This window comes from bacterium SCSIO 12827, from assembly GCA_024397995.1.
Taxonomy (GTDB): Bacteria; Pseudomonadota; Alphaproteobacteria; order Rhodospirillales; family Casp-alpha2; genus UBA1479.
Genome location: CP073746.1, coordinates 1,738,078 through 1,751,646 on the forward strand (window position 1 = coordinate 1,738,078; position 13,569 = coordinate 1,751,646).

General features: G+C 60.8%; 15 protein-coding genes. 3 read left to right on the forward strand and 12 right to left on the reverse strand.

Features of this window, described 5'->3' with window-relative positions; translation table 11 throughout:
* Nucleotide 1: 1 nt before the first annotated feature.
* The 3 genes from KFF05_08135 to KFF05_08145 form a co-directional block, all read right to left on the reverse strand.
* Nucleotides 2–535 (reverse strand): hypothetical protein, encoded by a 534-nt coding sequence (locus tag KFF05_08135; GenBank protein ID UTW53305.1) that lies wholly within the window; start codon nucleotides 533–535, stop codon nucleotides 2–4.
* A 321-nt stretch (nucleotides 536–856) separates the two neighbouring features.
* Nucleotides 857–2,569: a dihydroxy-acid dehydratase gene (locus KFF05_08140; GenBank protein ID UTW53306.1), complete on the reverse strand. Its 1,713-nt coding sequence runs from the start codon at nucleotides 2,567–2,569 to the stop codon at nucleotides 857–859.
* A gap of 43 nt (nucleotides 2,570–2,612) precedes the next feature.
* On the reverse strand, nucleotides 2,613–3,032 hold the full coding sequence (locus tag KFF05_08145) for a hypothetical protein (GenBank protein ID UTW53307.1): 420 nt from the start codon (nucleotides 3,030–3,032) through the stop codon (nucleotides 2,613–2,615).
* Between the two features lie 173 nt (nucleotides 3,033–3,205).
* On the opposite strand from KFF05_08145, the gene KFF05_08150 reads away from it, so the two are divergent.
* Genes KFF05_08150 through KFF05_08160 form a run of 3 tightly spaced genes read left to right on the forward strand, consistent with a single transcriptional unit; the run spans nucleotide 3,206 to nucleotide 6,393 of the window.
* Nucleotides 3,206–4,621 carry a circularly permuted type 2 ATP-grasp protein gene (locus KFF05_08150; GenBank protein ID UTW53627.1) on the forward strand — a complete coding sequence of 472 codons (1,416 nt, stop codon included), beginning with the start codon at nucleotides 3,206–3,208 and terminating at the stop codon, nucleotides 4,619–4,621.
* A gap of 16 nt (nucleotides 4,622–4,637) precedes the next feature.
* Nucleotides 4,638–5,582, forward strand: coding sequence for an alpha-E domain-containing protein (locus KFF05_08155; protein UTW53308.1), 945 nt, complete (start codon nucleotides 4,638–4,640; stop codon nucleotides 5,580–5,582).
* 7 nt (nucleotides 5,583–5,589) lie between these two features.
* Nucleotides 5,590–6,393, forward strand: coding sequence for a transglutaminase family protein (locus tag KFF05_08160; protein ID UTW53309.1), 804 nt, complete (start codon nucleotides 5,590–5,592; stop codon nucleotides 6,391–6,393).
* A gap of 3 nt (nucleotides 6,394–6,396) precedes the next feature.
* Here KFF05_08160 and KFF05_08165 read toward each other — a convergent pair whose 3' ends face one another.
* The 9 genes from KFF05_08165 to KFF05_08205 all read right to left on the reverse strand — a co-directional run bounded on the left by KFF05_08165 (nucleotide 6,397) and on the right by KFF05_08205 (nucleotide 13,565).
* Nucleotides 6,397–8,103, reverse strand: a complete 1,707-nt coding sequence (locus tag KFF05_08165; protein ID UTW53310.1) for a Na(+)/H(+) antiporter subunit D — start codon at nucleotides 8,101–8,103, stop codon at nucleotides 6,397–6,399.
* Nucleotides 8,087–8,362 carry a hypothetical protein gene (locus tag KFF05_08170; GenBank protein UTW53311.1) on the reverse strand — a complete coding sequence of 92 codons (276 nt, stop codon included), beginning with the start codon at nucleotides 8,360–8,362 and terminating at the stop codon, nucleotides 8,087–8,089. The genes KFF05_08165 and KFF05_08170 overlap by 17 nt, the downstream gene beginning before the upstream one ends.
* Before the next feature lie 2 nt (nucleotides 8,363–8,364).
* Nucleotides 8,365–9,936, reverse strand: a complete 1,572-nt coding sequence (locus tag KFF05_08175; protein ID UTW53312.1) for a monovalent cation/H+ antiporter subunit D family protein — start codon at nucleotides 9,934–9,936, stop codon at nucleotides 8,365–8,367.
* Nucleotides 9,933–11,423: a monovalent cation/H+ antiporter subunit D family protein gene (locus KFF05_08180; GenBank protein ID UTW53628.1), complete on the reverse strand. Its 1,491-nt coding sequence runs from the start codon at nucleotides 11,421–11,423 to the stop codon at nucleotides 9,933–9,935. Before KFF05_08180 ends, KFF05_08175 begins: the two co-directional genes overlap by 4 nt.
* Before the next feature lie 44 nt (nucleotides 11,424–11,467).
* On the reverse strand, nucleotides 11,468–11,836 hold the full coding sequence (locus KFF05_08185) for a cation:proton antiporter subunit C (protein UTW53629.1): 369 nt from the start codon (nucleotides 11,834–11,836) through the stop codon (nucleotides 11,468–11,470).
* 67 nt (nucleotides 11,837–11,903) lie between these two features.
* Nucleotides 11,904–12,326, reverse strand: coding sequence for a Na(+)/H(+) antiporter subunit B (locus KFF05_08190; protein ID UTW53630.1), 423 nt, complete (start codon nucleotides 12,324–12,326; stop codon nucleotides 11,904–11,906).
* Nucleotides 12,326–12,913, reverse strand: a complete 588-nt coding sequence (locus tag KFF05_08195; protein UTW53631.1) for a DUF4040 domain-containing protein — start codon at nucleotides 12,911–12,913, stop codon at nucleotides 12,326–12,328. Before KFF05_08195 ends, KFF05_08190 begins: the two co-directional genes overlap by 1 nt.
* A complete protein-coding gene (gene mnhG / locus KFF05_08200; GenBank protein ID UTW53313.1) occupies nucleotides 12,910–13,266 on the reverse strand; it encodes a monovalent cation/H(+) antiporter subunit G in 357 nt (118 codons plus the stop codon). Before mnhG ends, KFF05_08195 begins: the two co-directional genes overlap by 4 nt.
* Before the next feature lie 2 nt (nucleotides 13,267–13,268).
* A complete protein-coding gene (locus tag KFF05_08205; GenBank protein ID UTW53314.1) occupies nucleotides 13,269–13,565 on the reverse strand; it encodes a pH regulation protein F in 297 nt (98 codons plus the stop codon).
* Nucleotides 13,566–13,569 lie beyond the last annotated feature (4 nt).

A 13,569-nucleotide genomic window follows, 5' to 3' on the forward strand; every position in this document is an offset into this window, starting at 1 on the left:
CTCAGCGGTTGTTTCCGCTGATAAGCTGCTTTTCATCCCAATACGTTACGGAAGCGATTCCCGTAACCTGCTCTCCGTCGTTTGAAAGCGGAAGACGGAGAGCCAGTTGGGGGAGGGGTAGTCGACCATCTGGGAATTCGATCAGCCTGGAAAACAGCAGCGGGATGTGTCGCTCGACGACGGTTTGGTATTCACCCGCGACCTTGGGGCCGCGCCCTTGGGGATGTTCATCAGACGTCCTTTGCCCGGTACGGTCGATCTTTTTCCGCTCTACATGGGCGGTGCCCCAAAAACGGTAACGGAAGTCCAACGGATCGCGGAGAACATCGACAACCAGTGTCAGGGAAATGGCCTCTGGCGATAGGTCCTGAAGCCTAAAGACACCCCATGCCGGGCCGATCGCACCCTTGGGCGTAACTTTTTTCCAATAAGCGAATGTTTCCACCAGTATGGGGGCGGCAAGTTCGTCCAGGCGTTCTTCGCGCGAAGCGCCATAAGAAAAATCGCCCCAGGAATTCAAGCTACGAAAAGCCATTGTGATTTCCCTCTTGATAGGCTCCCCCAACGCCTGCGGGCACCCTATCACGTACATGCCTAAATCTATCCGGTGTTAATGCATTAAGCGTGCCGGTTTTCCTCCATGGGCCATGCCGTTTCGGTTCTGGAATCGCGGCGAGAAAAACGGCCGTCAACACAGAGCTTGGAACGTAAACACGTGCCGTAAACGGCGTATATTACTTTTATTTCATCTATAAAAACATCTGCAACTTGTTGTTATTCGGGGAAATAATGCGCAGAGATGCCATTTAACTGCTGAAGCGGTTAAGGATAACTACGTTTGCAGATGTCCCGGCTGTTATGAGTTGCCGGTTGCCTGAAGAAAGTCAAAATCGGCGCCTTCCTCCGCCTGGGTGACCGTGTCCAGATAGAGTTTCAGATAGCCGCGGCCCGATCCCTGATGGGCCGGGGGCGGGGTCCAGGCGTCGCGTCGGGATTTCATTTCGGCCTCGTCTACTAGTAGAGTAAGGCTGCGGTTCGGGGTGTCCAGGCGGATGCGGTCTCCCGTTTGCACCAGGGCAAGGGGGCCGCCATCGGCGGCCTCGGGCGAGACGTGCAGGATGATCGTTCCGAAGGCGGTGCCGCTCATCCGGCCATCGGAAATGCGCACCATGTCCTTCACGCCTTGGCTGGCCAGTTTCTTCGGGATCGGAATGTATCCGGCCTCGGGCATGCCGGGGGCTCCCTTGGGCCCGATGTTGCGCAGCACCAGCACGTCGTCGGGCGTCACGTCCAGGTCGGCACTGTCGATGCGTTCGGCCAGGTCTTCCAGGTTTTCGAACACCACGGCGCGGCCTTCATGGACCAAAAGGCCCTGGTCGGCCGCCGACTGTTTCAAAACCGCACCGTTCGGCGCCAGATTACCGCGCAGCACGGCCATGCTGCCCTTGGAGAACAGGGGATTGCTGCGTGGACGCACGACGTCCTGATCCCAGCCCGGGGGCATGGCGGCCAACTTCTCGCCCAGCGTCTTGCCCGACACGGTCGGACAATCCAGGTCGAGAAGATCCTCGATCTCGCGCAGGATGGTGGTCAGGCCGCCAGCCTTCCACAAGTCTTCCATGTAGTAGCTGCCGTTGGGTTTCAGGTCGACCAGCATGGGGACGTCGCGGCCCATCGTATCGAAGGCGTCCAGATCAACGTTGAGACCCAGACGTCCGGCCACGGCCGCCATGTGGACAATGCCGTTGGTCGACCCGCCGACGGCCAGTAGGGTCTTCATGGCGTTGTTCAGGGACGCTTGCGTAATGATTTGATCTGGCGTCACTTTTTCCTTGGCCAGGGTGACGGCGCGGGTGCCTGTTTCCTCGGCATGGCGCAGGCGGTCGGAGGCCCAGGCCGGGATCGCCGCCCCGCCGGGCAGCATCATGCCCATGGCTTCGGTCATCAACGCCATGGTCGAGGCCGTGCCCATGACGCCGCAGGTGCCCGCCGTGGGCACCAGTTTGGAGGAAATGTCCTCGATTTCGGCCTCATCGATCTCGCCGGCGCGGAACTTGCCCCACATGCGCCGGCAATCGGTGCACGCACCCAAACGCTCGCCTTTGTGGCTGCCGGTGCCCATGGGGCCGGTGACGCAGACGATGGCCGGCACATTGGCCGAGGCGGCGCCCATCAACAGCGCCGGCACCGTCTTGTCGCAGCCGCCGATCAGCACGACCGCATCCATCGGCTGGGCGCGGATCATTTCCTCCGTGTCCATGGACATCAGGTTGCGCAGGAACATGGAGGTCGGATGGGCGAAGCTTTCATGGATCGAGATGGTCGGAAACTCCACCGGCAGGCCGCCGGCCAGCATAACGCCGCGTTTCACGGCCTCGATCAGGTCGGGCACGGTCTTGTGGCAGGCGTTATAGCCGGAAAAGGTGTCGGCGATGCCGATGATCGGACGGTTCAGGGCGTCATCGGTGTAGCCCATGGCCTTGATGAAGGCCTTGCGCAGGAACAGGGAAAAGGCGTCGTCGCCATAGCGGGTCAGGCCTTTTTTCATGCCTGTTTGATCATCGGACATTCGGAGGTTTCCTTGGAGGGTCTGTTTGGTGTCTGCGTTTGTTCTAATTGTTATAGCACTGGTGCCGGAGCAGGCGCGATGCATCCAGGTTCCGGAATGCGAAATAAGGGGCGTTCTGGGAACTGGGGGCGACCACGGCGGTGATGTCGAGCCACAGGGTCGCCCCGGGCGCGAGGTTGAATTCACGGCCCGGCAGCGGCCAGTCCTGCAATTCCATGCCGGAAGTCACGATGGTGGCCCGGGCCGCCGGTCCGGTCAGCGAGCACTTGACGTCGATCAAGGACGGTGTTGCGGCGGGCAGGGTATGAAAACGGGCTTCCTGGCCGGGTTGGACATCGTGGGGGTGGGAGTCCTCTTCCAAGATTTCGGCCCGGGGCAGGTCGCGCCACGGTGCCTCCGCCGCATCGGCGGCGACGGCGAATATGAACACCGCGAGAGCGGCGAAGGACGGATAAGTGGACATGGCAAATCCCCCCGACGCCTCTACACGGAAAACCTTAGCAGGCCAACCCGTTAAACGTTACAGACCGGTGTCGGCTCTGTTGCGCTGCACCAAATGATGCTCTACGGTTTAATGGCAACTGGGCTCCTGGGGTGAATTTGTCCGATAGAGAGAAACTCGACATTTTCGACGAAATGCATGCCGCGAACGGAGACATCCGAGCGGCTTATAGAGATTATTCGGCCTGGCTGACCGACCAGTCCCTGGAGCGGCTTCGTCAGAAGCACGCACAGGCGGATTTGCTGTTCCGCCGGCTCGGCATTACCTTCACCGTTTATGGCGAGGACGAGGGCGGCGAGCGCCTGATTCCCTTCGACGTCATCCCGCGCATTATCAGCCACGAGGAATGGAGCGTTCTGGAACGGGGCGCCATTCAGCGGGTCGATGCGCTCAACGCCTTTCTGCACGACATCTATCACGAACAGGAAATCATCCGCGCCGGCATCGTGCCCGCCGAACTGGTGATGACCAACGAGGCCTTCCAGCCGCAGATGTTGGGGCTCGACCTGCCGCGCCGGGTCTATGCCCATGTGTCTGGCGTCGATGTGGTGCGGGTCGACGACAAGACCTTTTATGTCCTGGAAGACAACGTGCGCACGCCGTCGGGCGTGTCCTACATGCTGGAAAACCGCGAAACCATGATGCGCCTGTTCCCGGATCTGTTCGCGCAGTCCGTGGTCGCACCAGTGGATCGCTATGCGGAATATTTGCTGCGCTCGCTCCAGGCTGTGGCGCCGGCAGGCGTGGATGACCCCACGGTCGTGCTGATGACGCCGGGACAATACAACAGCGCCTATTTCGAACATGCGTTCCTGGCCATGGAAATGGGGATCGAACTGGTCGAAGGGCGCGACCTGTTCGTCGACTCGGGCTCCATGTTCATGCGCACGACCGAAGGGCCCAAGCGGGTCGACGTGATCTACCGCCGGGTCGATGACGGGTTCATCGACCCGCTGGCCTTCAATCCGGACTCGGCCCTGGGCGTGCCCGGCATGCTGTCCGTCGTGCGCAGCGGCCGCGTGACCGTGTGTAACGCCATGGGCACCGGTGTCGCCGACGACAAGGCCATGTACTGCTTCGTACCCGACATGATCCGTTTCTACCTGGGGGAGGAGCCGGTGCTGCAGAACGTGCCGACCTATTCCTGTCGCAAGCCGGACGACCTCAAGTACGTGCTCGACAACATCGCCGATCTGGTGGTCAAGGAAGTCCATGGGTCCGGCGGTTACGGCATGCTGGTGGGGCCCAAAGCCACCAAGGCCGAATGCGACGATTTCAAGCGGCGCCTGAAGGCGGAGCCGGACAATTATATCGCTCAGCCGACCCTGGCGCTTTCGACCTGCCCGACCTTGGTTGAGGAAGGCATCGCGCCGCGCCATGTCGATCTCAGACCCTATGTGCTGTCGGGCGACAAGACCCGCGTGGTGCCGGGCGGCCTGACGCGCGTAGCGCTGAAGCCGGGGTCGCTGGTCGTTAATTCTTCGCAAGGTGGCGGGACCAAGGACACCTGGGTTCTCGAGGCGCCGGTCGTCATCGAGGAAGAGGAATAGGGAGGGCGACGCAGAGATGTTATCAAGCACCGCCGAAAACCTGTTCTGGATGGCGCGCTATATGGAGCGTTCGGAAAATACTGCGCGCCTGCTGACCGGGCTTTATCACATGTCCCTGCTGCCGGCGCGGCGGGGGGCCCAGGCGGGCCTGTGGGAAGGGCTGTTCCAGTCCGAGGCCGAACGCAACGCCTACCTTGCCAAGTACGATGCCTTCAAGACCGATCCGGTGCTGACCTACATGGTGCTGGACCGCGAGAACCCGTCAAGCATCCGGTCTTGTGTTTGGTCGGCGCGCGAGAATGTGCGCGCCACGCGCCATGTGTTGACCACGGATATGTGGGAGACCATCAATTCCACTTGGTTGGACATTGCAAAGACCACCTATGCCGACATGCAGGACATGGGGCATCACGAATTCCTGGAGTGGATCAAGGTGCGCTCGCACCTGTTCCGCGGGGTTGCCCATGGCACCATGCGGCGTGGCGAAGCTTTTGAATTCTGGCGCATGGGCGTTTTTATCGAGCGGGCGGAAAATACCATTCGCTTGCTGGCCGCCCGCGCCCATACCTTCAAGCCGACGGGCCCCATTTCGCGTGAGGACACGGCGACCCTCGATTATTACCAATGGGGTACGCTGCTGCGATCGGTCAACGCCTACAAGGCCTATCGGGAAATCTACAAAAGCCAGATCGACCCGCGCCGGGTCGTTGAATTGCTGACCCTGAACGAGGAGATCCCGCGTTCCGTCATGGCCTGTGTCGAGGAGATTTGTCAGGTTCTGGAGGGCTTGCGCCCGCGGTCGCGGTGTTTCGAACAGTCGCGCGACCTTCTCAACCGGCTGCAGTCGGCGCGCATCGAGCGCGTCTACCGCACGGGCATGGCGCGGTTCCTGGAAGATTACCGGGCCGGCTTGCACGATCTCAGCCTGCAAATCCAAAAAGACTTCCTGATGATCCAATGAGTGCGTCATGCATCTGACCGTCAAGCACGTCACCCAGTTCAAGTTCGCGGAAGCGGCAACCCATTCGATTCAGTACATTCGGATGACGCCGCGCGCAGACCTGTGCCAGCGGGTCCGCCAATGGGAGATCACGGCGAGCGGGCGCCTGACGCCCTGGACCGACGGGTTCGACAACCACGCCCATGTCGTGACCTTTGACGGAGAGCACGACGAGGTGCGTGTCACCGTCAGCGGCGAGATCACGACGTCGGATACCAACGGCATCCTGCCCATGGATGACGGGCTGCCGCCCTATATCTTTCTCACGCCAACGGATTATACGGATGCCGACGACGGAATCCGTAAGTTCGCCAAGCCGATTGCCAAGATTCTTGAATCGCAGGGGGCGCTTGCCGCGGGCCATGCGCTGATGGCTGCCGTGGCCGAGGCCGTGCAGTACCAGTCCGGTCAGACCACGGTGGAAACCAAGGCTTCCGAGGCGCTGGCCGCCGGTAAGGGCGTGTGCCAGGACCAAACGCATCTGTTCATCGCCGCCGCCCGCCACTTAGGCTTGCCCACGCGTTACGTATCCGGATACCTGGCGGCGGGGAAGGGCAACGACAGCCATTTGGCAAGCCACGCCTGGGCGGAGACCCTGGTCGAGGGCTTGGGCTGGGTCAGCTTCGATCCAGCCAACGAGCAATGTGCGACGGATGCCTATATCCGGTTGGCGTTGGGGCTAGACTACGGCACGGCCTGCCCGATCCGGGGCCTGCGCTCGGGCGGCGGGCTCGAGGAAATGGACGTCAACCTGCGCATCGACGAACAGTAGCGGTCAGACGCCCCGGGCGAAGTCCAGGATCAGCACGAAGGCCAACGCGGCCACCACCCAGAACACCATCGAACTGAGATGCAGGGTCTTGGCCATGAAGCCTTCGGGGCCATGGTGACGGCGGATGACCGTGATCGTATCGACCACGGCCTTGGTCAGTATCCCTTCGACTGCGTTGCCGATGGCGGCCAATCCATGCACCAGACGGCCGACGACGACCGGCCCGGCAATCCGGTAGAACCAGTCCGTGTCCAGGTTGGTGGATCTAAGTTCCGGGGGATAGATGCGCGTCAGCATCAACACTGTGAAGGCCAGTGCTGAAAACATCAAAAGTTGCAACTGCTGAATCACGTGATACGACGTGTACGGCTTGTAATCGACGGCATAGGGCAGGATGTCGTATAGCGCCGTTGGGTAGACCCCGATAAAGATACACAGGAACGCCGTGAGTCCCATGGCCAACAGCATGTGCCAGGGGGCTTCCTTTACGCGTCGGCCGCTGTCATGAGCGAAGAACGCGAAATAGGGAATCTTGATGCCGGAATGATGGAACACGCCTGCCGATGCGAACAGCAGCGTTCCCCAGATGAACCAGCGATGCTCTTCAGCAACGGCCGTAAGAATCATTGATTTGGAAATGAAACCGGAGAAGAGAGGAAACGCTGAAATGGAAGCCGCGCCGATGATGCAAAATCCGGTCGTTAAGGGCATGGACTTGTAAAGCCCGCCGAGTTCGGAGCCCTTGCAAGTGCCGGTTCTGAACAATACAGCACCCATGGACATGAACAGGAGGGCCTTGTACAGAATGTGGCTGAATGCGTGGGCCGCTGTGCCGTTCAAGGCCAATTCCGTTCCGACCCCCACGCCAACGACCATAAATCCGAGCTGGTTGTTGAGCGAATATGCCAGAACGCGCCGAAGGTCGTTCTCGATTACCGCATAGAAGATTGGGAACGCGGTCATGGTCGCTCCGATATAGATCAGAGCTTCGGTCCCGGCATAGCCACGCGCAAGCGCGTAAACCGCAAGTTTGGTCGTGAATGCGCTGAGGATAACAGTTCCGGTCACGGTCGCCTGTGGATAGGCGTCCTGCAGCCAGTTGTGCAGAAGCGGAAACGCGCATTTGATTCCAAATGCCAACAGGATCAGTTTTCCGGCGACGGAATCGATGCCGATATGGCCGAAGTCGATAGAACCTGTATCTGCATACCAGATGATCGCTCCGGCCAATAAAATGACGCCGGATGTGACTTGAATCACCAAGTAGCGCATGCCGCACCGATAGGCTTCCGGGGTCCTGGACGCCCAGATGAGAAATACCGAGGATATCCCGGTGAGTTCCCAGAATACGAACAGTGTCACCAAGTCGCCTGCGAAGACCGCGGCGATGGCAGCACCTGCGTACACCAGCGCGGAAACTTGCTGCAGAATGTCGCGTTCATGCCATGCGAACAGAAGACCCAAAAACGCTGCGATATTGAAGATGTAGCCCCAAACGAGGGACAGACGATCAACCTGCAAAGGCTCCAGCGTCATGCCGAAGGCTTCCATGGTCACAAGGGTCCCCGGCTCTAACTGATGGACGAGCATGAACCCGGCAATCGGCAGAGCGAGGATATAGAGGCGTCTAATAACCGACGGCAGTAGGAGCGCCGGCAGCGCGCCTAGGATAAGGATCAAGCCCGGGTTGATGCTACTGATCGCGGTCATAATAATCCTCGTCGCGCATTAGAAAGATGCGCATCACTTTTGCCGCAAGCACCAGGATGACACACATTACGAACCCGTAGATCGCATAGAAGCCGAAAACATCCTCGAACCCGAAGTGGGAATGCTTTTCATAGAAACCGTCCGCCAGGAAAAGCAGTCCGCAGACGATGAAAAGCGTGATTATGATCTTTCGCACGTTCTTCTGGTCGTCGAGCCAGTACCGGCGCGCGCTGTTGCCCTGCTCTTGGTGCTCGCTCATGCTCAGCCTCCAAATACGGGTGTTAGGAATATGCGAATTCGGTCCGCATAGAAGAACAGAAGGACACAACCCGTCGCCGTCAGCACGATGGGAAGCAAGCACATAAAGGAGGCATCGGATATGCCCTCTCGACCGAACGTCATATGCCGAAGAAGTGGATGGTTCGGCGGTGCATGATGGTGTTCATGGTCGTCATGATCGTTATCCGCGCCTTCCTCCGACTGTATCGATTCTTTGCCGAAGAAGCCGTATAGAACCACCGGCATTAAATAGGCCAAATTCAGGAGCGACGACACCATAAGCACCGCGACGAATACCAGTTGATGGGTCTCAGCCGCGCCTAGGGCGATGTACCATTTCGACCACATTCCGCCCATGGGGGGCAGGCCGATCAAGGACATCGACGCTAGGAAGAAGCAGAAAAAGGTCACCGGCATCCGGTGGCCAAGCCCTTTCATGTCGGAAATATCGGTCTTGTGGGCGAATACAATGATCGCGCCGGCGCAGAAGAACAGGGTGATCTTGCCGAAGGCATGCATCACGATGTGCATCGCCGACCCAAGGGCCGCAATATCGGACGCCAGCATGGCGCCCAGGACGATGTAACTTAACTGGCTCACTGTCGAATAGGCGAGGCGAAGCTTCAGGTTGTCCTGACGCATGGCGACGATAGATGCCGCGATGATGGTGAACGCGGCGACATAGAGTAGAAAATCCGTACCCGGCGCCAGTTTCAAAAGGTCGATTCCGAATATGTAAACGACGACCTTAAGAACAGAAAACACGCCTGCCTTGACGACCGCGACGGCGTGCAGCAGGGCCGAGACCGGGGTCGGTGCTACCATGGCCGCCGGCAGCCAGCGGTGGAACGGCATCAACGCCGCCTTGCCGATGCCGAAGGCATAGAGCGCCAGCAGGACTGCGATCATCGGGCCCTGGGCCTGTTCGGCATTGAACACGCCGCCCCGGACGAAATCGAGGGTTCCTGCGATCTGCCAGGTCCAGATCATGCCGAACAGCAGGAAGCCGATTGAGGTCGACAGCAGAATGCCGAGATAGATCCGCCCCGAGCGTTTGGCTTCCTCCGTCCCGTGATGGGCGACGAGCGGGAAGGTGGAGACTGACAACACCTCGTAGAACACGAACAGCGTCAGCATGTTGCCGGCGAGGGCGACGCCGATGGCTGACGCAATGGCGATGGCGAAGAAGAAGAAAAACCGGGTCTGGTTTTCTTCGTGATGACCACGCATGTAACCGATGGCGTACAGTGTCGTGACGATCCACAGGAAGCTGGCGATCCCGGCGAAGATCATGCCCAACGGTTCCAGCGTCAGACGGATCGACAGCCCCGGCACCATGTCGGACAGCACGATGTCGGGCCGGCCGCCGGCCGCGACGATGGGGTAGAATTGGGCGACGACGTAGAACAGGCAGGCGGCGGTCAGCAGGCTGGCGCCGTCGCGGGCGTTTTCCCAACGCCCGAGGGCCAAGACCAGAAAGGCCCCGATAACCGGAATGACGAGAGCCAGGACCAGGGCGTCGCCCGGTGCCCAGCCGGCAAGAAGACCGGTCATGGCTTGCCTCCACTGGCGGGACCCATGAGGGCGTTGGCCGCCTCACCGGCGATGCGCAAGGTGGTGTCGCCGTCGATGCCGAACCAGATGGTGGCCGCGGCCAACACAATCATCGGCACCAGCATGGACAGCGGCGCCTCGCTGCGCCCGACGGCGCCTTCGGGCGGGGCCTTAAGATACGCGACCTCGACCACCCGCCAGACGTAGACGATGGCGAGCAGCGACGACAGCAGGATACCTGCCGCGACATACCACCAGCCGAGGGCAAGCGAAGCCTGCACCAACTGCCATTTGGAAATGAAGCCGACCGTCACCGGCGTGCCGATCAGCGATAGACCGGCGACCAGAAACACCGCCGTGGTCACCGGCATGCGTTTGCCGATGCCGGCAAGGTCGTTGAGCCGGACCGATCCGACGACATAGAACATGGCGCCCACGGCCATGAAGGCAGCCCCCTTCATGACGGCGTGGTTGAACAGATGGACAATGCCCCCGGTCAGGCCCGCGGCGGAGGCCATGCCGATGCCGAGCACCATGTAGCCGACCTGTGACACGCTGGAGTAGGCCAGCATGCGTTTCACGTCATTCTGGAAGATGGCGACGAAGGCGCCCGCGAACATGCCGACCAGGGCGACGATGATCAGCATCAGACTGATGTCCGTGCCGATGAACAGGTCCGTTCCGCCGAATACGGTGAAGACGAGGCGCAGCAAGGCATAGATCGCGACCTTGGTCGCCGTCGAGGCAAGGAACACGGTGACCGCCGAGGGTGCGAAGGCATAGGCATTGGGCAGCCAGGTGTGCAGCGGGAACATCGCGAGCTTGAGCCCCAGGCCGACCACCACGAAAGCGAAGGCGGCCAGCACCGTACGCGTGTGATCCACGGCCGGCAGCAGGGTCGCCAAGTCCGCCATGTTGAGCGAGCCCGTCATCATGTACATCAGGCCGACGCCGATGATGTAGAAGGTCGCGCCCAGGGTGCCCATGATCAGGTAACGGTAGGACGCGGTGAGCGCCCGGCGATTGCCGCCCAGGCTAATCAGCACATAGCTGGACAGGGACGAGATTTCCAGGAACACGAACAGGTTGAAGGCATCCGCCGTGGTCGTGATGCCGATCAGACCCGTCAGGCACAGCATGTACATCAGGTAGAACAGGTAGATGCGGGGTTCCGACACTTCTTTTTCGACGCTGGCCTTGGCATAGGGCAGGGTGATGGCGCCGATGGCCGTGATGATGACTAGAACCAGGGCGTTGGCCGCGTCGATGCGGTATTCGATGCCCCAGGGCGCCGGCCAACTGCCGAGCTCGTAAATGATCAGGCCGCTGGCCAGCACCTTGCCCAGCAAGACCAGGGCGATGAAGAAGGCGATCCAGGTAACGATCGTCGCCCACAGCCAGCTCAGCTTGGCGTCGCGTAGCAGTACGCAGATCGGTGCGCACAGAAGCGGTACGACGACCTGCAGGATGGGCAGATGCGGTTCGATCGCGGCGGCAAAGGGCAGCGACAGGAAATAGGTGTAGAAGGCGGTCACCTGTCCTCCTCCTCTTCCACGGCCAGGATCTCGTCATCCTCGATGGTGTCGTAGGCGTTGCGGATGCGCACGACCAAGGCGAGGCCGAGGGCTGTGGTTGCAACGCCGACCACGATCGCGGTCAGGATCAGGACGTGGGGCAGGGGGTTTGAATATAGTTTGATGCCTTCGTCCAGGATCGGCGCCGTGCCGCCCGTGACCTTGGCCATCAGGATGTAGAACAGAAAGACCGAGACCTGAAACACGTTCAGACCGACGATCTTCTTCACCAAGTTGTCGTGGGCGATGACGATGTAGAACCCGGTCATCATCAGCGCGATGACGATCCAGTAACCGAGCAGACCGGGCGACGCCGGGCCGACCATGAAGGCTTCGAAGGAAAGCCACAGGTCGTACAGCGGTTTGAAGATGTCGACGAATCCCTGCATGGCCTCAGTCCCCGCCCGACTGGCCGGCGAACACGTTGAAGATCGTGATCATCGACGCCGCGACCGTGATGCCGACACCCAGTTCGACGATCAGGATGCCGTAGTGCTGCCCGTGCAAGGGGTCGTGGGCCAGGACGTTGTAGTCCAGATAGTTGCCGCCCAGGATCAGCCCTGCGACTCCAGTTAGTCCATAAGTCAGCACGCCGACGACCAGCAGCAGGCGCGTCGACCAGGGCGGCAGCACCCGTTTCACCGTCTCGACGCCGAACAGGATGGCGTAGAGGATAAAGCCCGAACCGAAGATCACGCCCGCCTGAAACCCGCCGCCGGGGCCGAAGTCGCCATGAAACTGAACGTAAAGCGCGAACAGCAGGATCGGTGGGATCAGGAACTTGGAGACAACGCGGAGAACGACCTTACGGTGCATCATGATGCGGCCCCCTTCGTGTCCGAGCCGCCTTCATCCGCTTCCTCGTCTTCGCGCCGCCGGCGGGCGCGGCCCAGGATGGCCAGCACGCCCGTGGCGGCGGTGAAGATCACGAAGACCTCGCCGAGCGTGTCATAACCGCGGTAGCTGGCCAGCACGCTGGTGACGATATTGGGCATGCCCACTTCTTCGCCCGATTTCTCGATATAACGGGGCACCACGTGGTGGTGGATGGCAGCGATCTTGTCGCCGTAGCGGGGCATGTCGAAGGTGCCGTAGACCAGCACGGCGCCGGTCACGGCGACGACCAGAAACGCGGTCGTGCTCTTGCTTTTGCCGCCGCCCAGCTTTTCCTTGCGCGTGGTCAAGGCCAGGGTGCCCAGCATCAGGACGGTGGAGATTCCCGCACCCACGGCGGCCTCGGTGAAGGCGACATCGACCGCGTCCAGCACCACATAGGCGGCAGCGCCGATCAACGAGAAGATGCCCGACAGCATGGATACGGCGAACAGGTCGCGGATGCGCGCGATGGCTAGGCCCACGGCCCCCATCATGAGCATCAGGACGATGATGATGACGTTTTCTATGGTCGGCCTCCCCGGCTGAGGGCCGCGCTTTTCTCCTCATCGACCCGGGGCGTGACGCCGGCGTTCAGGCAGGCGCGGGCCAGGGCGTGGGTCGCCGTCGGGCTGGTGAAAAAGATGAAGGCCAGGATCAGGGCCAGCTTGACCGTGACAATGGTCAGCCCGGCCTGGAACATCAGGCCGACCAGGATCAATTCGCAGCCCAGCGTATCGATGACGCCCGCTGGATGCATGCGCGCGAACACGTCGGGCATTGTGATCATACCGATGCCGCCGATGATCAGCAGCACCGCGCCCGGCAGAATGAACAGCCAGGTCAGGATGTCGAAGATGATCGGATCAACGGGGAACGCCATGGTCAGATATCCCCCGCATCGGGGCCGGCGGCTTGTTCGCCATGGCCCATGTCCCGGAACTTGATGAACTTGGTCACCGCGATGGTGCCGATGAAGTTGATCAGCGCATAGACCAACGCCAGATCGAGAAATTCCGGGCGGCCCTGCAGGAACCCGACCACGGAAATCAACAGGACCGTCAGCGTGCCGAAGGCATTCACGGCGAGGATGCGGTCGAACACGGTCGGCCCTTTGAGGGCACGCACCAGGACCAGAGCCATGGTGACCAGAACGGCGAGGGCGGCGGCGGCGAAGCTCATGGCG